Here is a 20,909-nt window from a genome sequence, read left to right as displayed (position 1 = left end):
GTATCTTCGAGGCGCAAGCCGGAACTACGTTCAGAGGGGCATAGAATAGGGGCATGGCAAAGACATCCCGGGTACGGGTGCACCATCTACAGCAAGCAAAAGATAGCGGCGAGAAAATCACCATGCTTACCGCTTACGACGCATTGGTTGCACCGATTTTTGAGTCTGCAGGAGTCGACACACTGCTGGTGGGCGATTCTCTAGGCAACGTAGTACTAGGTTTTGACTCCACGATTCCGGTCTCTCTAGACGATATGGTCCGCGCTACAGGCGCGGTATCTCGTTCGGTAAGTCGACCGCTGATTATTGCTGATCTTCCTTTCGGCACCTACGAAAGTGGAGTCGAAGCCGCCTTCGATTCGTCGGTAGCACTCATGAAAGCAGGAGCTCACGCTATCAAGTTAGAAGGTGGTGTCAGCAGAGCCTCGATCATTGCTGGGTTAGTAGCCAACGGTATTCCTGTCATGGGTCATATTGGCTACACTCCCCAAGCCGAACACGCCTTGGGCGGTCCCCGTTTACAAGGAAGAGGAAATGCAGCCCAGCGCCTTATAGAAGATGCTATAGCTGTAGAAAAAGCCGGTGCCTTTGGGATTGTCTTGGAAATGGTTCCAGGAAAACTTGCCGCTGAGGTGACACGCAAGCTCAGTATTCCAACGATCGGCATCGGTGCGGGACCCGATTGTGATGGCCAAGTCCTAGTGTGGTCAGATATGGCAGGTATGACGGATTGGAGTCCCCGCTTCGCGCGCAGATTTGGCGAGGTCGGCACTGCTTTACGCGAGGCAGCAAGTGATTACGTCAACGCAGTGGTCAGCGACAGTTTCCCGTCAGCCGAACACACTAGGGAGAATCATGAATAAGGCATCCCGAGCTCCACTGGGAACGCTACGACCGGGGCGTATCTCAAAGACGCGGCATGTGCCGTCGAACATTGAACGTCCTGAATACATGTTCCACGACGGACCTGAGGTGGTGACCGCCTCGGACGTCAAGTCCCCTGAAGTAGTCGAACGGATTCGCACCGCTGGCAAGATTGCAGCAGATGCACTGGCGCTAGCTGGTGAGGCTGTCGCCCCTGGTGTAACTACAGATGAACTCGATGCAATTGCGCACGAATACATCACCTCTCAGGGAGCATATCCTTCATGCCTTGGCTATATGGGCTTTAGGAAATCAGTGTGTACGTCAATCAACGAAGTAATCTGCCACGGAATTCCAGACGATCGTCCTCTTGAAGAAGGTGACATAGTCAATATCGACGTCACTGCCTACAAGAACGGAGTACATGGAGATACCTGCGCCATGTATCTTGTTGGCGAGGTGGACGAAGAGTCCCGGCTACTGGTTGAACGCACAGAAAAGGCAATGCTAAGAGGTATCAAGGCGATCAAACCCGGACGAGAAATCAATGTTATTGGCAAGGTTATTAGCGCATATGCCAAGCGTTTCGACTACGGAGTTATCGAAGATTACACGGGACACGGTGTCGGCGAGGCCTTTCACTCGGGACTTATCATCCCGCACTACGATGCTGCACCGGGATATTCTCAGGTGATGGAAGTCGGCATGGTGTTTACTGTCGAACCGATGCTCACTATGGGTACTATAGAATGGGAACAGTGGGATGACGGGTGGACCGTCGTCACAGCCGACCGCGGACGCACAGCCCAGTTTGAACACACGGTCGTTGTGACCGATGATGGAGCTCAGATTCTTACCCTTCCATAGATACCTAGGAGTACCCATGACACAAGTGGCGTGTGGCATTGATATTGGCGGTAGCGGTGTAAAAGGCGCGGTCGTTGACCTCAACACTGGCGAGTTTATCGGCGAGCGCGTTCGTATCGATACCCCATCTCCCTCGACTCCAGCGGCAGTGGCAGACGTATGTGCCGAAGTGCTGAGGCAACTCAATGTGGGTGAAGATGTGCCGGTAGGTATCACCGTCCCCGCGCCAATCCACAGAGGCATCGTTCCTTTTATTGCCAATCTGGACCAGGCCTGGGAAGGCCTTGCTGTCCGTGACTTCTTCGAGGAGACTCTTGGCCGTACAACCCTTATTCTCAATGATGCCGATGCGGCTGGTCTTGCGGAAGTCGCTTTTGGAGCAGCAAAAGGCAATGACGGTGTAGTTATCGTCACTACTTTGGGCACTGGAATCGGATCTGCTCTGGTCTACCGTGGCATTCTGGTTCCCAATACTGAGCTTGGACATTTAGAGATCGACGGGCATGATGCGGAAAGTCGCGCCTCAGCACATCAACGCGTCAAACAAGATCTTGGCTGGAAAAAATGGGCTAAACGGCTTCAAAAATACTATTCCACGGTAGAAATGCTCTTCTCTCCTGATCTTTTGGTCGTTGGAGGCGGTGTTTCTAAGAATCACGAAATGTTCCTACCACTGCTTTCCCTAAGAACTCCTATTGTGCCTGCAAAACTCTTCAACACTGCAGGAATCGTGGGTGCAGCAGCTGCAGCAGCCGAGGACGCCTCGCACTGATCTTTACGTTGGCGGTGTGTGTTTGGTTTTGACCGTTGTTCGCCTGTGAAAACTGTCAAAACCAAGCACTCGCCCTCATGCTTTAGGCGATAGAGAACACCGTGAAGTCGGTATCCAGCCCGCTGATCGATGCTCTGAGCTACATGGGCAACGACGCCTTCTATAGCCCGCAAATCTTGACTAACTACCGCTATTACCTGAAACCCGGCCTTTTCCAATATCCTTCTGCGGTGTTCGTCACGTTGTGCTTGGCGGATATCGCGGAAGTGATACGCACCTTGGTATTCAACCACGAGTCCCGCTTCCCTGTAGAGCAAGTCGACACGAATCGGGCTGTGGTCCGGTATCAGTATTGTGGTATTGCACTCTGGCCTTGGTAAACCCCCAGCAAGCAGATGCCATCTCAGCATTGATTCCATGGGTGACTCTGCACCTGGATCAGCCCAAACTACGGTTCGTCTTCGCAGCAAAGAGCCACGGCTGCCCTGATGTCGATCATTCCATTGATTCAGTTCCTCTCGCGAAATGCGCCGGCGCAAGAGTACGTCTGTGACCGCCAGGAGCATTGGACCATCAAGCTCTCGGGAGATGTCATGCCACGTACGCACCGGGGATGTCACCGGCATGCCACGCCAATGAACTATGTCCCCGAGACCAAACTGCAACCTCATGCACCTGATCTCTTTGCGCTGAATTGCGGCTTTTCCTGCAGAAACCGCAACGATTGGCTCTTGGTCAAGGACCTGATCAAGCTTTGTCCCTTGCGGTAGCGGCAATCCATAGATTGCGGCAGCAGTGAGCCCCGCGAAACATACCCCCTGAGGCAATGCGTCAAGGAGTGCCTTGAGCTTAGCCTCTTGTGAGGCTTCTTCCACCGCCCGGACTCCTGCATGTGGCCTCAGCAGGTCAGTCCTTCGTAGGCGCTTGTTACTTACGCCGAGTTTACGTGCTTTCTTGACGGCGCATGCTTGGCCGAATTTCTTTGGCAGGTCTCCCCTCATGGGCACACAATGAAGTATTTGCCAAACAGTCCCAACACAGGCTCCGGGAAACGGGGGAAAACCGCCAGATTTTTGTTTGTGGAAATCACTTCCTCCGTCCCTCAATGGTGAGTGCGTGTTTTTGACAGAATTTCACGGGTGAAACCCGTCAAAAGTACGCACTCACCGCGAGGTGAGAGGTGATAGAGTTTTCTCGGTGAGTTGGCTGGGTGGCCGCGGCCAAGGAAACTTAGTCGAGGAACGTCCGGGCTCCACAGGGCAAGGTGATGGTTAACAGCCATCCGGGGCGACCCGCGGGAAAGTGCCACAGAAAATAGACCGCCCGGATGTGAATCTGGGTAAGGGTGAAACGGTGCGGTAAGAGCGCACCAGCAGCCTGGGTGACCAGGTTGGCTAGGTAAACCCCACCTGGAGCAAGACCAAGCAGGAAGCAGGGCGGCCCGCCTAATGCTTCCGGGTAGGTTGCTAGAGACTCATGGCAACATGAGTCCCAGATGGATGGTCACCACTCGAAGATGCAATCTTTGAGAACAGAACCCGGCGTACAGGCCAACTCACCCCTATGAACGACGAACTGAGGAGCGGGATTGTCCATGCCGTCTATTAGTGGCGCTTTCGGAAGCGAGGGACGCACGGCTGCCTCAACCAGTTCAATCAGGCATTCAAATCTAGCTCTGGTAGCGAATGAAGTATTCTCCGTAGGAGGCGGTCTCACACGAGCCGATATAGCGGTTCGAACCGGGCTCACGCGAGCCACTGTTTCTCGCTTGGTCTCCGAACTGATTTCTCTACGCATTTTGGCCGAAGCAGAACTCCTTGACGACGGCAGACCTGGCCGACCTGGCACACCGCTTTACCCGGCATCGGGGACAATTGTCTCGGTCGGCACAGAGGTGAACGTAGACCGTGTTGCGGGTTGCGCACTCGATCTGACGGGATCGACTGTAGATTCATTCGCCGTCACTATTTCCCCCGACGAATTTACTCCAGCGCTGCCATTAGAAATCCTCAAGCGCGAATTAGCGGTGATGCTCACTCGCTTGAGTGAAGATGAAGAACAACGAGTTATGAGCATCCACGTTGCTGTTCCAGGCGTGGTAAACGCGGCAAGTAACACTGTCGCTTACGCACCAAATCTCTGTTGGGATGACGTCAATCTCAATACTGAGCTTAACGATGTTGTCGCAGGTATCCCCCTCTCGGCTGATAATGATGCCAAGCTGCAAGCAGTCAGCGCCCACGCCCAGTTGGGAACCGACATGCAAAGGCCAGGCACTTTCTTCTATATTTCCGGTGATATTGGCATTGGTGGAGCTATCCTCAATTCTGGCGAGGCAATGCAGGGAGCTCATGGATGGGCCGGAGAAATTGGCCACACGACTATCGATCCACGTGGTCCCCAGTGTCATTGTGGTGCGCGTGGATGCCTTGAGAAATATGCTGGCCAACGGGAAATACTCAGCAGAGCTAAGCTTCCTTTAGGAACATCGCCAGAGCAGCTAAAAACACTGCTGGAGGAAGAGAATCCTGATGCACTCGAAGCTGTTGAACGAGCTGGTTGGGCGCTGGGGATTGCGATCGCGAATACGGTCAACCTTCTAGACATAGAAGATGCGGTGCTGGGGACAGCTCTAGCTCCTATCGTCCCATGGCTTTTGCCCCCCATTACAGAGCAACTGAATATGCGCACTCTGGCTCGATCGGCGCGAGATATCGGTATTCATCCGGCGGCAAACATTGATTTTCCAGCATCTCGGGGCGGGGCCCTAAGGGGACTGTCTTCGCTGCTGCAGTCGCCTACGATGCTCATAGATTCTCTTTAGCGATTCCTAGATCTGCTTGACAGCACCCCCTCACATCATTTAGTTTTGTAACACAACAATATGATGTGTGATGCAGAGGAGCGTCAAAAGATGGTGCGCAAGCCAGAACCTAGTGACAAATTTTCCTTCGGTTTATGGACTGTGGGATGGAATGCAGTTGACCCATTTGGAACAGGGACACGGCCCAGCCTTGAGCCATGGGAATATACAAAAAAGCTCGCAGAACTAGGCGCGTGGGGAATAACCTTCCACGATAATGATGTATATGACTTTGACGCCTCCGATGAAGAACGTCTGCGTCGCGTCATGAAGGTCAAAGAAGTAGCCGATGACAATGGATTGGTGATTGAAATGGTCACCACCAACACATTTACCCACCCCATTTTCAAAGATGGCGGCCTCACCAACAACGATCGTTCCATCCGCCGCTTTGGCCTTCGCAAAATTTTGCGCAATGTTGATCTTGCCGCAGAACTTGGCGCATCAGTCTTCGTCATGTGGGGGGGACGCGAAGGCGCCGAATACGATTCCTCTAAGGATCTCAACGCCTCGCTTAACCGATACAAGGAAGGTCTAGACACCGTCGCCGCATACATCAAGGAACGCGGTTACGACCTGACTATTGGACTAGAGCCTAAACCCAACGAACCGCGCGGAGACATCTTCCTCCCCACTGTTGGACACGCACTAGCCCTCATCGCTGAACTCGACAATGGGGACATCGTAGGACTCAACCCAGAAGTGGGGCATGAGCAGATGGCTAATCTCAACTACACGCACGGCATTGCCCAGGCTCTCAATGCTGGAAAGCTCTTCCACATTGACCTCAACGGCCAGTCCGGCCTGAAGTATGACCAGGACAAGGTCTTTGGCCACGGCGATCTAGCATCCGCATTCTTCACTGTTGACCTCATTGAAAATGGTTTCCCCGGGGGCGGCCCCACCTATGACGGCCCACGCCACTTCGACTACAAGCCCAGCCGCACCGAAGGCATGGAAGGCGTGTGGGAGTCTGCAGCTGCAAATATGGAAATGTACTTAATGCTTAAGGAAAAGGCCCAGGCCTTCCGCGCTGATCCGCGAACCCAAGAGCTTATGGAACTCGCCTCGATCCCAGAATCGAGCATCCCCACAATCGCCGAAAGTGAAAGCCTAGAGGAATTCCTCAGCGACCAGACTGCCTTTGAAGAATTCGATGCCAAGACTGCCGGTGAGAGAGAATACCACTTCGTAGAGCTCTACCAGCAGGCTATGCGTCACCTCATCGGCTAGGAGTCCCCTCCTTGCATAAGTGCTGGGGTTTTACAGATACACTCTTTGTAATCTGTAAAACCCCAGCACTCCGCACTATTAATGAATCCCAACGATGTGAGGAAAAACGTGAGTGAAACTCGATATGTTGCTGGCGTAGATACGTCGACACAGTCTTGCAAGGTCGTCATTACCGATGCCAGCACGGGCGAAATAATTCGGCAAGGTCGCGCTTCCCACCCTGATGGTACTGAAATCGATCCTTCTCATTGGTGGGATGCGTTCCTGGAGGCTGTAGAGGCTGCGGGCGGTCTCGCCGATGTATCTGCACTCTCCGTCGCTGGTCAACAACATGGCATGGTATGCCTGGATGAAAATGGCGAAGTTATCCGACCGGCATTGCTCTGGAATGACACCCGCAGTGCGGAAGCTGCCGAAGAGCTTATAGCCGAGCTAGGTGATGGAGATACCCAACTCGGCAAGGAACGCTGGGCCAATCTCACCGGATCTGTCCCAGTCGCCTCGCTCACTGTCACTAAGCTTCGTTGGCTGGCCGATCATGAGCCAGAAAACGCGGCGAGAATACGCGCAATATGTCTTCCTCACGACTGGCTTACCTGGAAGATTCAGGGAGCCAAGTCGCTTGGTGCTTTGGTAACGGACCGATCTGATGCATCCGGAACGGGGTATATGAGCAGACTAACCTCCGAATATTTGCCACAGCTTCTTGGCTTGGCATTGCGCCGAACGCCCCAGGAACTGGACAATATCACCTTGCCAAGCATTCTAGGACCTTGGGAGAGTGCCGGTCACGGGGACCCCGATAGAGGATGGAGTCATATCCGGATCGGTCCCGGTTGCGGCGATAATGCCGGAGCAGCTTTGGGAATTGGACTCACTCCAGGTGAAGCGATGGTCTCATTAGGGACTTCGGGGGTGGCAGCCGTTGTGAGTCCACACAGCACCGAAGACCCCAGTGGACTTGTCACCGGATTCGCCGATGCCAGTGGAAATTGGTTGCCATTGGCCTGCACCCTCAATGCATCACGAATTATCGATGCGATCTGCAGTCTTGGAGGCTTTGACTATACAGAATGTGATGCGCTTGCCTTGAGTGTTCCAGATGCGGCAGGCCTGACCCTGGTGCCCTATTTCGAGGGAGAGCGTACCCCTAATCTGCCAGACGCTACCGCGACTCTGTCAGGCATGACTTTAGCTAATTCGGATCAGGCACATCTAGCAAGAGCTGGTATTGAAGGATTACTGACACTGATGAGGGGTGCCTTGGATGCTGTAACGGATCTCACCGGACCAGTACGCCTCGTCCACATTGTAGGAGGAGGCGCAAAGTCCACAGCGGTACAAGAACTTGCCCCAGAATTCCTGGGAGCACCTGTCAACGTCCCCCACCCCGGAGAATACGTGGCACTCGGGGCAGCGGCCCAGGCAGCTAAGGTCCTTGAATCGGCCCGTTAGGACTCGGTTCTGACAACCATGTATTCATAGTCGTCAGAGAGATAAATGTGGTCTTTCGGGGTGGCTGCAATTTCGGCAAGCTCAGCTAAGGAAAAGTCCACAGGTGAAGATAGCGGGCGGCCGTCCTTCACCTCGATCACTACGCTGACACCCAACCGACTTTGCAGGCGCTGATATTCCTTGACCACCGGCTCAGGGATCAACTCTATGAGTTGATCCCTCCTGGCCCTGAGTTCGTCAACGCGCGCCTGAATTTCCGTACCAAACTGTGCAAGCGCTGCCTGTGCCGCTTCTAGATCGGCGGTAATGGCCTCAGCACTCGCGTGGGAGGTGAGTATCTTGGCCTCAATTTCTTCGCCCTCGCCCATGGCCTCTAGCAATTCATTCTCGAGGTCAGAGATTCGCACGTCCATCTGCGCGATTTCATGTTGCAGTGCAGACATATCCCTCATGGGCACTTTGCCCTGTTCTAAACGATCTTGCTGAAGTTCTCGCCGGGAACGCACTTTCTCTATTTCGTCTTCTATTCCGCGCGTCTTTCGTCCACAGGCCTGCAAGTCTGCTTCGAATGCCACGGTGGCAGCGCGGAGATCCTCAGCGCGACCTTGAAGCTGCCGAATCTCTTCATGAAGAGGGTTGCCGCGGTACTCATGCGCCGCCTTCGCAATCGCCAAATCGGTTTGCTGAAGTTCTAGCAAGTGGGATTGTTCCAAGGGCAGGGCTTTCATAGACGTCCTCTCGTGGGTAGATGCTCTACCCATGGTTCGGTGCACACTGTTGATATTGAGACTTCTAGAGTACCGTCACCGCAGTGTTGCGTGAGTTCAGTGGCGAGGTGTGGCAGCCACGGCCACTCGGTTGCCCAATGCGACCCACAGAGCAGCGCCGGTGGCCCTTCCATGAGGTGTTCTGATGCCGGGTGATGTCTCAGATCAGCCGTAAGGAAGACATCCGCCCCGGCTTGGCGAGCAGCGCCCAAGAGAGAGTCACCAGCGCCGCCAGAAACAGCAACAGTCTCAACCTCACTATCGAGATTCCCGCCTACGTATAGGCCTGTGGGACCTTTAGGAAGCACACTGGCTACTTTTGTCGAAAATTCTCTCAGTGTCTGGCGTTTCACTTTGCCAACCCGACCAATGCCCAGATTTCCTTCTCCGCGGCCTACAAGGGGCACCATTTCTTCTAGTCCCACCAGCAATCCAAGTGCGTCTGCTACTCCCCCGACTGCCACGTCAGCATTCGTGTGAGCACAAAATAACGCGCAGTCGGCACGAATAAGATCGCGAACCATACGGCCTTTCGCATCGTCAGAAGAGACATACGAGGTCCCTCTTAGATAAAGAGGATGGTGAGTGATGAGTAGTTGACAGCCAGTATCGATAGCTTCCGCGACAACTTCAGGGACCGGGTCTACCGCCAATAGGATCTTGCGGACCTCGTGAGTTCGATCGCCGACAATGAAGCCCACTCGGTCCCAGTCTTCCACGGAGCCTTTTGGATAGCGGCTTTCCATGTACTCAAGTACGCTCGCGATTCTCACCATTGTCCTATTCCTTTGCTAGCTGAGAACGTGCGCCACCACGCGGGTAAGTGCTCCGAAGCCATCATACGAGAGTACCGACTCCAAGTGTCCTTGAACGGAGACTACATTTTCACCAGTCAACAGGTGAACAAAGCCTGTATCCGGTTCAGAATGGACTCTTAGATTCCATAGTGGTGTGCGGCTTCCGTCCGCACCGACAGCCGTAAATGTATTGTAGAAGCCGATGCGACTATTTTTCCCTAAGATCTCGACGTCCAAGGGTTGTCCTTGACGAGGTACAGGAAGTTGTCGAATCTCAAGACCACTCATCGACGCAAGAATCTGGTGACTTAGGCACACCGCCACCATCGGGCGCCCCATTCTTTCACTGATAAGGCTGCGCACCCGCGCAATGCGGGGATCACCGCCGCTCAGGGGATCACCGGGCCCAGGCCCAAATACGACAAGGTCCCAGTCAAGTACGTTTTCAACCTCATCCCAGGGCAAAATTTTGACATCCATGCCTAGTCGGCGTAGTTGGTGGGCGAGCATAGTGGTGAACTCGTCTTCACAGTCAACAACGAGTACTTGAGCATCAAAAGTGGCAACAACGGTTTGTTCATCTCGCCAAAATGGAGCCAAATGACGATTGCGGTCCGTAAGTGCTTGTGCAACTTGAGGATCGTCGACCGCCGTATTCAATGCAGGACGAGGCATTGGCTCCCCCTGGGTCTTCGATCGACCTATGCCCAGGGCTCCCAATACTCCCGAGGCTTTTGCATGAGTTTCTTTCGCCTCGCTCATTGCATCTGAATGTCGAACCAGAGTAGCCCCTGCTGAGACGGTAATATCACCAGATGGGGTGAGGAAGGCGGTTCGAATGAGAATCGACGCGTGTAGGTCGTATCCAGTAGCAGTTGGTGCAAAATGAGCTAACACTCCGGAATAGTAGCCCCGACCGGTATCTTCATGACGCGCAATAACACGGCATGCGTTTTCCATGGGTGAACCAGTCACCGTAGGCGCAAACATCGTCAAACGCAGTATCTCCCGCGGATCAAGCTTTGATCGTCCTTCTAAGAGATACTCGGTATGAGTCAGCCGGGACATAGGCTTTAAGAATGGACCGCGCATGACACCGCCCTCGGGACATACCGCACTCATCATTTTGAGTTCCTCATCGACCACCATCACGAGTTCTTCGCTCTCTTTGCGGTCTTGGAGGAAAGCAAGAAGCTCTGAAGTAGTTGGAACATGGTCGCCATGGCGCAACGTACCAGAAATCGGATTCATCATCACGGTGCCCTGCTCTACGCTGACGTGTCTTTCAGGGGTTGCACCAACCGCAAAAATTTCAGGCGCGCAAAAGGCGAAAGTCCAGTAGGCTCCGCTTTCCCCCTCAAGTAGGCGTCGAAGCCATGCAAGTGTTGCCTGGCGCGTTGGTTCCTTGGTTTTTGCCCGGTAGTCACGCCGGATAACAAAATTAGCGCCCTCACCACGCCCTATTTCATCGCGAATAACAGTAGTAGCACGCTGGGCGTATTCCTCATCCGAGAGGCTGAAGCCCAGATCATCGATCTGAGGGAGACTCTCAGGAAGCGCGTCCACGAAGGCGGCAGTGTCAAGTACTTCTTTTTTATCTGCCACAAGTACAAGTAGCGGAGAACCATCATCAATAGCTTCAAACCCACGTTCACGAATCTGCCGGAAAGGAACCATAGCTATGACTTCCTTGCCTTCAAGAGGAATATCCGCCAGCATATCCACTGATTGGATATCTCCGGTCAATACTGTCAGAGATAATTCATCTAGGTGACGGAGTACTGCAAATCCTCGCGTGGGTGGCAGATCTAGCAACCTTGCTATTGTCTCTTGAGCCTGTGGGGCCATCAGTCACATCACTTTCTGCCCCTGCCGCCTCCGCCGCTGGGGCGGTTGCACGAAAAATGGACCGCCTATGCAGCGGACCACCATCCCATGCGGCTGTTCGTCATGTCGCTATAGTAATGACTTTTCTTTACTCTTCGCTACGCCATCTCGAATCTTCACCAGACCACCTGTAAAGACAAGAATCTATAAGTGATTTACATAACACTATTTCAACAATATCTTTCAAATTTTTAAGAGTATCGCCAATATCGTGTCATGAATACCGCATGTTTCCAGCATTCATTAGCTTGTTACCTAATTGTTACGCAATTTCGATGTTCACATGCTGATACTTGCTATCGTTTACAGAATGTCGGGTTTATTAGAGTCCGATCTATCTGATTCTATATGTAGAGCCAGATTTAATGAGTTCCGTGAGTATTCAGGAGGAACGATGAAACTCAAGCGCACATGGCTGGCGCTGGCAGCCGTGGCAGGCCTCTCTTTGAGCGCCTGCTCAGCTAGCAACAACAATGAAGGCGGCGACCAGAGCGGCACACAGAGTGCTGCCGGTGGTGGTGCAAGCAGCGGTGTAGTAACCGCGAACCGCACTGAGCCCCAAAACCCACTTATTCCTGCAAACACCAACGAAGTAGGCGGCGGCCACATTGTTGATATGCTGTTCGCAGGCTTGGTCTACTACGACCAGGACGGCAACGTCGTCAATGACATGGCCGAGTCGATCGAGACTGAAGATAACCAAACCTTCACCGTGAAGCTCAAGGCTGACCAGAAGTTCTCTGATGGCACTCCAGTCACCTCTAACTCTTTTGTTGGGGCATGGACGGCCGCGGCAGAAAATGGCATGAACAATGTCAACTTCTTCGTTCCAATCCAGGGCGAACCCCTTGACCTCGCTAAGTGTGAAGCCGACCAGAAGACCGCGTGGGACGGCGCAGAGCACGAAGAAGGCGAAGAGTTCGCGTTCGATGACTCTGCTTGCCCCCGCACTCTCACAGGTCTTAAGACAGTTGACGACACCACATTCACCATCACGTTGGCCCAGCCTGAAGCTGACTTCCCGTTGCGGTTGGGATACTCGGCTTTCTACCCCCTCCCAGAGAGCACCCTTGAGGACCTTGAGGCCGGCGGCGAAAACCCCATCGGCAATGGCCCCTACATGCTCGGTGGCGAAGGCTGGGTTCACAATGAAAGAATCGATCTGGTTCCCAACCCTGAGTACAAAGGCGGTCGCCAAGCACAAAACGGTGGGCTAACCTTCCTCTTTTACGCGGATAATAATGCGGCCTACAACGATTTACTAGCAGGAAACCTAGATATCCTCGATCAGATACCTGACTCTGCGGTTACAACATTCCAAGAAGACCTTGGCGACCGCGCTATCAATGTCCCTGCTGCGATTAACCAAACATTCACCTTGCCAGAAGGTCTTGAGCATTTTGCGCCCGGTGAAGAAGGCAACCTTCGTCGTCAAGCCTTGTCGTTGGCTATCAACCGTGAAGAGATCACCGAGAAAGTCTTCAACGGCACCCGTACTCCTGCAGTCGACTTCACTTCACCAGTGGTAGCTGGATTCCAAGAAGGTATAGAAGGCTCTGAGATCCTGGAATTCAACCCTGAAAAGGCCAAGGAACTTTGGGAGAAAGCCGATGCTATTTCTCCTTACGAAGGTAAGTTTGAGATCGCATATAACGCAGATGGTCCTCACCAGGCTTGGGTAGACGCAGTCGCGAACCAAATCAAGAATAATCTTGGTATCGATGCAGCTGGCAAGCCCTACCCAGACTTTAAGTCGTTGCGTGACGATGTGACTAAGCGCACCATCACTACTGCATTCCGTACCGGATGGCAAGGTGACTATCCTTCGGCATACAACTTCCTGGCTCCCTTGTACCAGACCGGTGCTGGCGCGAATGACTCCGACTACTCATCAGAAGAGTTCGATAAGCTGATCACCGAAGCAGCGGCTGCATTCTCCACCTCACAAGACGAGGCGAACAAACTGATGGCAGAGGCACAAACCGTGCTCTTCCGCGATCTACCTTCGATCCCGTTGTGGTATCAGAACGCGGCAGGCGGTTTCTCGGAACACGTAGATAATGTGGTGTTCGGATGGAATTCCGAACCTCTCTACTACCAGGTCACAAAAAACTAACGGTATAGTGTGATCTGATCGTGCGTTGAAATGGTGGGAAGACCATGGTCTTCCCACCATTTCTTGCGACAAACACAGAGGAACCAATGGCTCGCTACATAGGGCGTCGGATACTGCAGACCATCCCAGTATTCTTTGGCGCAACTTTTTTGATTTTTGCGATGGTCTATCTCATGCCGGGTGACCCCGTTGCTGCGTTGGGCGGTGATCGTGGGTTAGATCCCAGCGTACAGGCTCGCATCCGCGCCGAGTATAATCTCGATCAGCCTTTCTGGATGCAGTACCTGCTCTATCTCAAAGGCGTTTTCACCTTTGACTTTGGAAAAACCTTCTCGGGAAGACCCGTCGCAGAGGTGATGGCGCATGCCTTTCCTATCACCATCCGGCTAGCATTCTTCGCCATAGCGATTGAAGCTATATTCGGAATCATTCTTGGTGTCATTGCAGGATTGCGTAAAGGCAAGATTATCGATTCTACGATTCTCGTATTCTCCATGATCTTGATTTCTGTTCCTACCTTCGTGATGGGCTTCGTCCTTCAATTCGTCGTCGGAGTGAAACTCAAGTGGCTCCCGGTCACAGTCGGCCAGACTTTAGACTTCAAGTCTCTACTCATGCCTGCTTTCGTATTGGCAGCGGTTTCGCTGGCATACGTGATCCGTCTGAGCCGTCAGTCAATTTCAGAGACAATGTCGGCCGATTTCGTACGCACAGCACGGGCCAAAGGAATGTCCGGGCTTGCTGTAACCAACCGCCACATCCTAAGGAACTCTCTGATTCCCGTCGTCACCTTCATTGGCGCTGACCTGGGTGCTCTCATGGGTGGGGCAATCATTACTGAAGGTATCTTCAATATCAAGGGCGTTGGTGGTGTTCTCTTTGATGGAATTAAAAAAGGCGAACCAGCAACAGTTGTGTCGATGACTACGGCGTTGGTATTGGTCTATATCATTGCCAACCTACTGGTGGACCTTCTCTATGCCGCCTTGGACCCACGGATTCGTTATGAGTGATGACGCCATGAGTGAAAACCTAATACCTTCAAAAAAGATAGCACGCACGCGTGCTGGACAGTCACACTATATCTCTGACACGGATGAAACCGGACTTGGAGCAGTCGACGCCGTTGCAGATGAGTCGGCGCCCGCATCAATGTGGGGCGAAGCATGGAAAAACCTGCGACGCCGCCCAATGTTTTGGGTCGCAGCATTCATTATTGCGGTGGCCGTACTTATGGCCGCTTTTCCACAGCTGTTCTCGAGTCAGGATCCACGTTTTTGCGAGCTTTCGCGTTCCTTAGGCGCTCCTGAGCCTGGACACGTTTTTGGATTCGACCAGCAAGGCTGCGACATCTATTCGCGCGTTATCTATGGTGCCCGCGCGTCGGTGCTCGTAGGAATATTTACGACTATCGTCGTGGTAATAATTGGCGGTACCTTTGGCACTTTAGCAGGCTTTTTTGGTGGCTGGATAGATGCCCTTATGTCGCGCCTCACCGATATCTTCTTCGCAGTTCCACTCGTTCTGGGTGCGATCGTATTCATGCAGTTGTTCAAAGAACAGCGCACAGTAATGATGGTTGTAGTAATCCTGGCAGTCTTCGGTTGGCCGCAGATCGCACGGATTACTAGAGGTGCGGTATTGCAAGCAAAGAACGAAGAATATGTCACTTCAGCACGTGCTTTGGGAGCTTCACGTTGGCGCATCATTACGTCGCATATTCTTCCCAATGCGATGGCTCCCATCATCGTCTATGCAACGGTCGCGCTAGGCACTTTTATCGTTGCTGAAGCATCTCTGTCCTTCCTAGGTGTTGGCCTACCCGCGGATGTTGTCTCATGGGGCGGGGATATCTCCAGAGCTCAAACAGCATTGAGGACTCAGCCGATGGTACTGTTCTACCCCGCCATTGCATTGGCACTGACAGTACTGAGCTTCATAATGATGGGCGATGTCGTTCGCGATGCCCTTGATCCGAAGGCTAGGAAACGATGACAGATAGCACTCTCTTCCCCGGCGATGAGCCGCTTGAAGAATACGAGGATTGGAAAGATGCTCCTGATCCAATCACGGCAAAGAAAGATCGTGAAGAGGAACGGAAGATTGATCTAAGGGAGGGGAAAACTGATCCAGCAATGCTTAAAAAGCTGGAAGCACAGCCTCACCCAGATGACGCGAATCCCCTACTGCGTCTGACCAACCTTGACGTCACATTTACAACATCAACAGGTACCGTCACTGCGGTTCGAGAAGCAAACCTCACCATTTATCCCGGTCAAACAGTTGCCATCGTCGGCGAGTCCGGTTCTGGTAAATCGACGACGGCGGCAGCCATCATCGGTCTGCTTCCAGGCACCGGGAAAGTAACCAGTGGCAGCATCGAATTTGATGGTGCGGACATCACTCACCTCTCCCCTAAAGAGTGGGTTGCCATTAGGGGATCAGGTATCGGTATGGTGCCACAAGATCCTATGACTAACCTCAATCCCGTGTGGCGTATTGGGACACAAGTCAAGGAAGCACTCAAAGCCAACAATGTTGTCCCGAAATCCGAAATCGGTCAGCGAGTAGCTGATGTCTTAGAAGAAGCCGGTCTACCTGATGCGGAGCGCCGCGCCAAACAATACCCTCATGAGTTCTCTGGCGGTATGCGACAACGCGCCCTTATAGGTATTGGGATGGCGGCGAATCCAAAACTTCTTATTGCCGACGAGCCAACATCTGCATTGGATGTGACTGTTCAGCGCCGCATTTTAGACCACCTACAGGTTCTCACTGAAGAAAAGGGTACTGCTGTCCTTTTTATTACTCACGACCTGGGCCTAGCTGCTGAGCGTGCAGAACAACTGGTAGTGATGCACCGCGGACGTGTGGTTGAATCGGGTCCCGCACTGGAAATACTGCAGCACCCCCAGCATCCGTATACGAAACGGCTCGTATCTGCAGCTCCATCGCTAGCGTCACAGCGTATCGAAGTAGCTCATGAAAAGGGTATCGCCGTAACGGACGAAGAGCTCACTGGTTCTGGTGCTGGCTCGGTATCAACGTCCGAAATCATTCGAGTCGAAAACCTCGTCAAAGAATTTGACGTGCGCGGCGCCAAAGGAGAAGCGAAGATTCTCCGAGCTGTGGATGATGTCAGTTTCGGCGTGCGCTCAGGTACTACTCTGGCCTTAGTCGGAGAATCGGGGTCGGGTAAGTCCACCGTTGCGAATATGGTTCTCAACTTGATTGATCCAACGTCTGGAAAAGTCTTTTTCAAAGGTGAAGATCTCTCCACCTTGAACTCTAAAGACCTCTTCAAGATGCGCCGTAAACTGCAAGTAGTATTCCAGAATCCATACGGCTCTCTAGATCCCATGTACTCAATCTTCCGGGTTGTCGAAGAGCCACTGCGTGTTCACAATATCGGCAGTAAGAAAGAACGTGTCAATAAAGTAGTCGATCTTCTTGATCGTGTCGCTTTGCCGCGCTCGGTGATGCGTCGCTACCCCAATGAGTTATCTGGTGGCCAGCGACAAAGAGTTGCCATTGCGCGTGCACTTGCTCTCGACCCCGAAGTTGTCGTCTTAGATGAGGCAGTATCAGCGCTTGACGTTTTGGTCCAGAACCAGATTTTGCTTCTGCTGAACGATCTTCAGGCAGACCTCGGCCTCACGTATCTTTTCATTACTCATGACCTGGCCGTTGTCCGCTTGATTGCAGATGACGTTGTAGTGATGGAAAAAGGCAAGATCGTGGAAGCGGCCCCTTCAGATCAGCTTTTCGATGATCCTCAAAAGGAATACACTCGTGAGCTTATTGACGCAGTGCCGGGGCGAAAGATTCAGCTCGCACTGTAAACGTAGATAGACGTATAGAGTGGGGTTCCAGTTCCGATTCTGGAACCCCACTCTTAGTCTGTAAAAAGATTGGTAGACGATACCCGCCGTTTGAAGGCTAGCCAGGAAAGCAGCACGCGGTACCGTTGGTATCCACGTTGAGTGTTCGCCTATTCTGCGACTCAGCAACGGCCTTCGTTTTTCCGAGGCGACGACCAACATTCAACGGTTCCCTTTTCAGATAGGGCGCAATGCGGAAATCCCCAATACCACCAAGATATATAGACTACTGCGATCGTAGCTGACCATAACGAACTGCTAGAAAATGCTCCCGAATACACTCCTGCTAAAGACAGCTCCTATTAAACTCACGATACTTACAGCGAGTATCCCGACAAGCAATCGAATGTTTAGACTCAGATCCATGCGTCATTTTATTCTCTCTGGAAAGTCAGAGCCCCGTGATCTCCTACTATCTGCAATTCGCCAGACTCGGTCAATGTTGCCCCTGAAATACCCTCAAGGACATCTGTAACAAGGGTGTCCATGTCCATAAGAGCTGGGTCACAAGCCATGCGTGTTGTGATTACAGGGCCATCAATACTGAGAATCCCGTCATCGTTGACAGTGAACGTCCCCCGCGGATCATTACAGCCGGTGGTTACCTGGAAGGCTCCGTCATCATTCACAGTCATGGTTACCGACGAGAAATTACGAAGATCCTCACCGTTGCGTGCGGCGTCAGCACCTTCCCACTGTCCCCTGAGCGAGGCCAAAGAAATTGTGGCAGATGGCTTGAGCTCAGAGTCACCTGCCGATTGTTCAGGGCTGCTTTGGGCGCACCCAGCCGCACTCATCCCAACAAGCAATACAACGCCAAAACCTACAGTTTTCTTCATAATATTTACATTACTTTCATCCAGAGAATCTCGCAGAAAACTGAGGACTATTTATCCGCGGGGGTCCTGCTAATGACATCTGCATTCGTGAAGATGACAACTTCTCTATCAGTTGTGAGGACTCGCAGGTAGCCCGAAGTGTTTTCTAGGACATACCCTTGCAGTTGACCAGACTTTGTGACGATAATTTCTTCGGGCGACCACGGGGTGTTCACGGTTGTAGCAAGAACTAAAAGGGCCGCCACCATGATTGCACCAGCACGTTTACCTAACTGCGTGAACCACGGTGGAGTATCGCGTTTCTTAAGCAGCATGTACACGATAACAAGGACAATAGCTAACACGACTGGGGCAATTACCGGCCACCACAACGAAAATGACCTCACCAACACAACTTGAGTTGCAACGAGGGAAACTGCCAGTAGCCAATCTGTAAGTGACCCCCGAGAGCCGTGATACCTCGCAAGGATAAAGACTCTGAACAAGACCAGAGGCAAAACAATTGTGATGACGATACCTGTGAGGTCAGGGCGCTCAAATAGAGTGCCAAAAGCAATAGAGATAGCATCGTCAAAGTTGAAAGAATCAGCTATCTCTGCTGCAACCTGCCAGTTCCAGTCCGACACGGCAAGAATACGCAAAAACAGAAACAGCACGATCACTCCAGCAGTAATGCCAGCACCACTAGCCGTTTTTTGGCCACTATCTTCTTGTTTTTCCATACCCATCACTCGCCAATCAACTATTGAGGAGCAAATCCATCAACGCGTCATAGAGTACCGCGCTGAGGCCTTTCTCATCGGCCATCTCTGATCGACTAGTGATTCCTAAGTCAGTTCGATCAGTAATTATTGCGTCTGTGTCGCGCCGAAGTCGCTCACGAATTGTGTTGTCTTGGTTTGGGGTCCACACAACAAATCCAAGACCCGCATCGGTCACTTGCCTTTGAAGAGTGGTGCCCGCCGAAGACTCCTCGATCACCAGAAAATCACCAAGGGTGTTCGGGACTCCCCCAGCAGCAAAAGGCATAATGTACCCGACCGTGAGGTCCGGGCGTTGCTGTTTTAACGCCGTTACCGATGCGGCATCGAGAGAATGAAAGATATTGCCCTCCAGCAAATCATGGTCTTCTAGTAAACTCACCAGTTCAGCCACATGATCTGGGCCTTCGGCTCCCGACAGCTTGATTTCAATCAGTAGCGGTTGCCCAAGCTCTTTCGCTCTCATCCCAAAATCAATGAGAGACGGAATCTGCCCCGTATTCCCCGACCGATCATGTATTTCTAGGCCGACCGCCTCGTCGAATGTAATGTCTTTTACATCAACGTTGCGGGACGCTAAACGCCCTAAGCTTGTGTCATGCATGACGATGTAGCCACCGTCTTTCGTTTGCATGGCATCTAATTCGACGATATCTGCCCCAGCGGCGTGTGCTGCTTCTAAAGAGTCGATAGTGTTCTCAACTGCGTGCGCCGTAAAGCCGCGGTGACCCATAATGATGGAATCAGGATGCCGACTCAAATGTTCCATTGTTGGAATGGCCGCAAACCCCATAGCAACGACAGCAACGGCTGTTGCCCCCGCTGCTATCCAGCGGCTTCTCTTGCCTGCCATGGTCTCGCGATTCGGAAGTGTAATAAGGTCCTCTTTATTTTCGAGGTATCCCATAAGAACGCCAGCAACCACTGCCAGAGTAAATCCTCCTATGATCGCCACAGTGACGTGGGCCAGCCCCAGCGAAAAGGCGGCAACAACAACAGAACCGTCATCCCATAGGGCATCCGCTAACATCGTAGGCAATATTGAGATAAAGGCGGTCGCAATGGCGCACACCGCAGAAATACAGAGAACAATCACCACGGCAAAAAAGAACGGTAATGATCGAAGTCCGCGTGTGAGGTACCAGCTACGTTTAATTGATTCAGTACCAGATAAGGAGGTCAGTGCAAAACATGGGATAGTCAATGCGAGGCGAATATTCAACCACATGATCGCTGCGAAAAACACCCACATGGCTACTTGTGTGATGGATTCTTTCGCAAGCTCCCCCGTGATGAATGCGGGAATTGAGATGTTCTCTAAGAGCACAGAGGTAAAACCAAAACCTGCCAATGGAATTACCAGTAACGCATAGAGTGCGACTGGTATCGAGCTAGCACGGAAGACTTTTCGGGCAACTTTTACCAAGTCTTGCCAGATCTGCGACATAGGGCTGTCAGGGTGTTTCAGCAGTGTCAGGATTGCTGCAAATTGTAAAACAACTAAGAAAAACAGAAGGCCAATAATTGTAAGAATCAGTCCAATAGTGAGTGGAATACCGGGCCGAATTCCAAAGTCCGCCATATCGAGGACCATCATTCCGTTGGCGCGCAGGGCTTCTCTGAAAAGCCAACTTACTAGGGGAAAAGCTAGAGATCCCAGTAACAACTGAGTCGCAACAACGAGCACCAGCATACGGCCGCCAGTTTGACGCACTACACGCACGCTGTTTCGTAACAGCGCAAAAGGACTGGGGCTCCATACTTCACCAAAATGGACGCTCATAGGACCAGTTTCCCATGTGAGCAA

Annotated in this window: 17 protein-coding genes and 1 other RNA gene; 11 read left to right on the top strand and 7 right to left on the bottom strand. The window is 52.4% G+C overall.

All coding sequences use genetic code 11. From position 1 onward, the window contains the following. Positions 1-53 precede the first annotated feature (53 nt). Genes panB through ppgK form a run of 3 tightly spaced genes read left to right on the top strand, consistent with a single transcriptional unit; the run spans position 54 to position 2,503 of the window. Entirely contained in the window at positions 54-863 is an 810-nt protein-coding gene (gene panB, locus FYJ24_RS09890) for a 3-methyl-2-oxobutanoate hydroxymethyltransferase (protein WP_154545953.1), read from the top strand. Further along, on the top strand, positions 856-1,731 hold the full coding sequence (gene map / locus FYJ24_RS09885; protein ID WP_154545951.1) for a type I methionyl aminopeptidase: 876 nt from the start codon (positions 856-858) through the stop codon (positions 1,729-1,731). The genes panB and map overlap by 8 nt, the downstream gene beginning before the upstream one ends. Before the next feature lie 16 nt (positions 1,732-1,747). Then, the gene (gene ppgK / locus FYJ24_RS09880) at positions 1,748-2,503 is read left to right on the top strand and encodes a polyphosphate--glucose phosphotransferase (RefSeq protein ID WP_154545949.1); all 756 of its coding nucleotides are present in this window, start codon (positions 1,748-1,750) and stop codon (positions 2,501-2,503) included. Here ppgK and FYJ24_RS09875 read toward each other — a convergent pair. Further along, positions 2,386-3,504 carry an endonuclease domain-containing protein gene (locus tag FYJ24_RS09875; RefSeq protein ID WP_154545947.1) on the bottom strand — a complete coding sequence of 373 codons (1,119 nt, stop codon included), beginning with the start codon at positions 3,502-3,504 and terminating at the stop codon, positions 2,386-2,388. The genes ppgK and FYJ24_RS09875 overlap by 118 nt on opposite strands. 197 nt (positions 3,505-3,701) lie before the next feature. Between FYJ24_RS09875 and rnpB the strand changes: the two genes are divergently transcribed. The 4 genes from rnpB to FYJ24_RS09855 all read left to right on the top strand — a co-directional run bounded on the left by rnpB (position 3,702) and on the right by FYJ24_RS09855 (position 8,054). Then, positions 3,702-4,065: RNase P RNA component class A (gene rnpB, locus FYJ24_RS09870), an RNA gene on the top strand. A gap of 32 nt (positions 4,066-4,097) precedes the next feature. Next, positions 4,098-5,327, top strand: coding sequence for an ROK family transcriptional regulator (locus FYJ24_RS09865; protein WP_154545945.1), 1,230 nt, complete (start codon positions 4,098-4,100; stop codon positions 5,325-5,327). Between the two features lie 90 nt (positions 5,328-5,417). After that, the gene (gene xylA, locus FYJ24_RS09860) at positions 5,418-6,599 is read left to right on the top strand and encodes a xylose isomerase (RefSeq protein ID WP_154545991.1); all 1,182 of its coding nucleotides are present in this window, start codon (positions 5,418-5,420) and stop codon (positions 6,597-6,599) included. A 108-nt stretch (positions 6,600-6,707) separates the two neighbouring features. Beyond that, the gene (locus tag FYJ24_RS09855) at positions 6,708-8,054 is read left to right on the top strand and encodes an FGGY family carbohydrate kinase (RefSeq protein ID WP_318656634.1); all 1,347 of its coding nucleotides are present in this window, start codon (positions 6,708-6,710) and stop codon (positions 8,052-8,054) included. Here FYJ24_RS09855 and FYJ24_RS09850 read toward each other — a convergent pair. Genes FYJ24_RS09850 through FYJ24_RS09840 form a run of 3 tightly spaced genes read right to left on the bottom strand, consistent with a single transcriptional unit; the run spans position 8,051 to position 11,466 of the window. Then, on the bottom strand, positions 8,051-8,782 hold the full coding sequence (locus FYJ24_RS09850; RefSeq protein ID WP_154545942.1) for a zinc ribbon domain-containing protein: 732 nt from the start codon (positions 8,780-8,782) through the stop codon (positions 8,051-8,053). The genes FYJ24_RS09855 and FYJ24_RS09850 overlap by 4 nt on opposite strands. Next, on the bottom strand, positions 8,779-9,597 hold the full coding sequence (locus FYJ24_RS09845; protein WP_154545940.1) for a Nif3-like dinuclear metal center hexameric protein: 819 nt from the start codon (positions 9,595-9,597) through the stop codon (positions 8,779-8,781). Before FYJ24_RS09845 ends, FYJ24_RS09850 begins: the two co-directional genes overlap by 4 nt. 15 nt (positions 9,598-9,612) lie before the next feature. Further along, the gene (locus tag FYJ24_RS09840) at positions 9,613-11,466 is read right to left on the bottom strand and encodes a chorismate-binding protein (protein WP_154545938.1); all 1,854 of its coding nucleotides are present in this window, start codon (positions 11,464-11,466) and stop codon (positions 9,613-9,615) included. A 433-nt stretch (positions 11,467-11,899) separates the two neighbouring features. Here FYJ24_RS09840 and FYJ24_RS09835 point away from each other — a divergent pair, with 433 nt between their 5' ends. From FYJ24_RS09835 to FYJ24_RS09820, 4 genes are all read left to right on the top strand, one after another. Further along, positions 11,900-13,621: a peptide ABC transporter substrate-binding protein gene (locus FYJ24_RS09835; RefSeq protein ID WP_154545936.1), complete on the top strand. Its 1,722-nt coding sequence runs from the start codon at positions 11,900-11,902 to the stop codon at positions 13,619-13,621. Positions 13,622-13,707: 86 nt separating this feature from the next. Continuing rightward, a complete protein-coding gene (locus FYJ24_RS09830; protein ID WP_154545934.1) occupies positions 13,708-14,634 on the top strand; it encodes an ABC transporter permease in 927 nt (308 codons plus the stop codon). A gap of 7 nt (positions 14,635-14,641) precedes the next feature. After that, positions 14,642-15,616 carry an ABC transporter permease gene (locus tag FYJ24_RS09825; protein WP_154545989.1) on the top strand — a complete coding sequence of 325 codons (975 nt, stop codon included), beginning with the start codon at positions 14,642-14,644 and terminating at the stop codon, positions 15,614-15,616. 140 nt (positions 15,617-15,756) lie between these two features. Then, entirely contained in the window at positions 15,757-17,463 is a 1,707-nt protein-coding gene (locus tag FYJ24_RS09820) for a dipeptide ABC transporter ATP-binding protein (RefSeq protein WP_154545988.1), read from the top strand. A gap of 413 nt (positions 17,464-17,876) precedes the next feature. On the opposite strand, the gene FYJ24_RS09815 is transcribed toward FYJ24_RS09820, so the two are convergent. Genes FYJ24_RS09815 through FYJ24_RS09805 form a run of 3 tightly spaced genes read right to left on the bottom strand, consistent with a single transcriptional unit; the run spans position 17,877 to position 20,885 of the window. Continuing rightward, positions 17,877-18,341 carry an META domain-containing protein gene (locus FYJ24_RS09815; RefSeq protein WP_154545932.1) on the bottom strand — a complete coding sequence of 155 codons (465 nt, stop codon included), beginning with the start codon at positions 18,339-18,341 and terminating at the stop codon, positions 17,877-17,879. 47 nt (positions 18,342-18,388) lie between these two features. Continuing rightward, the gene (locus FYJ24_RS09810) at positions 18,389-19,063 is read right to left on the bottom strand and encodes a hypothetical protein (protein WP_154545930.1); all 675 of its coding nucleotides are present in this window, start codon (positions 19,061-19,063) and stop codon (positions 18,389-18,391) included. Positions 19,064-19,079: 16 nt separating this feature from the next. Then, positions 19,080-20,885 carry a glycerophosphoryl diester phosphodiesterase membrane domain-containing protein gene (locus tag FYJ24_RS09805; protein WP_154545928.1) on the bottom strand — a complete coding sequence of 602 codons (1,806 nt, stop codon included), beginning with the start codon at positions 20,883-20,885 and terminating at the stop codon, positions 19,080-19,082. Between the last annotated feature and the right edge of the window lie 24 nt (positions 20,886-20,909).

This window comes from Scrofimicrobium canadense (assembly GCF_009696615.1).
GTDB lineage: Bacteria > Actinomycetota > Actinomycetes > Actinomycetales > Actinomycetaceae > Scrofimicrobium > Scrofimicrobium canadense.
The sequence above is the reverse complement of the archived record's forward strand: the minus strand, read 5'-3'. Positions and strand labels throughout refer to the sequence as shown.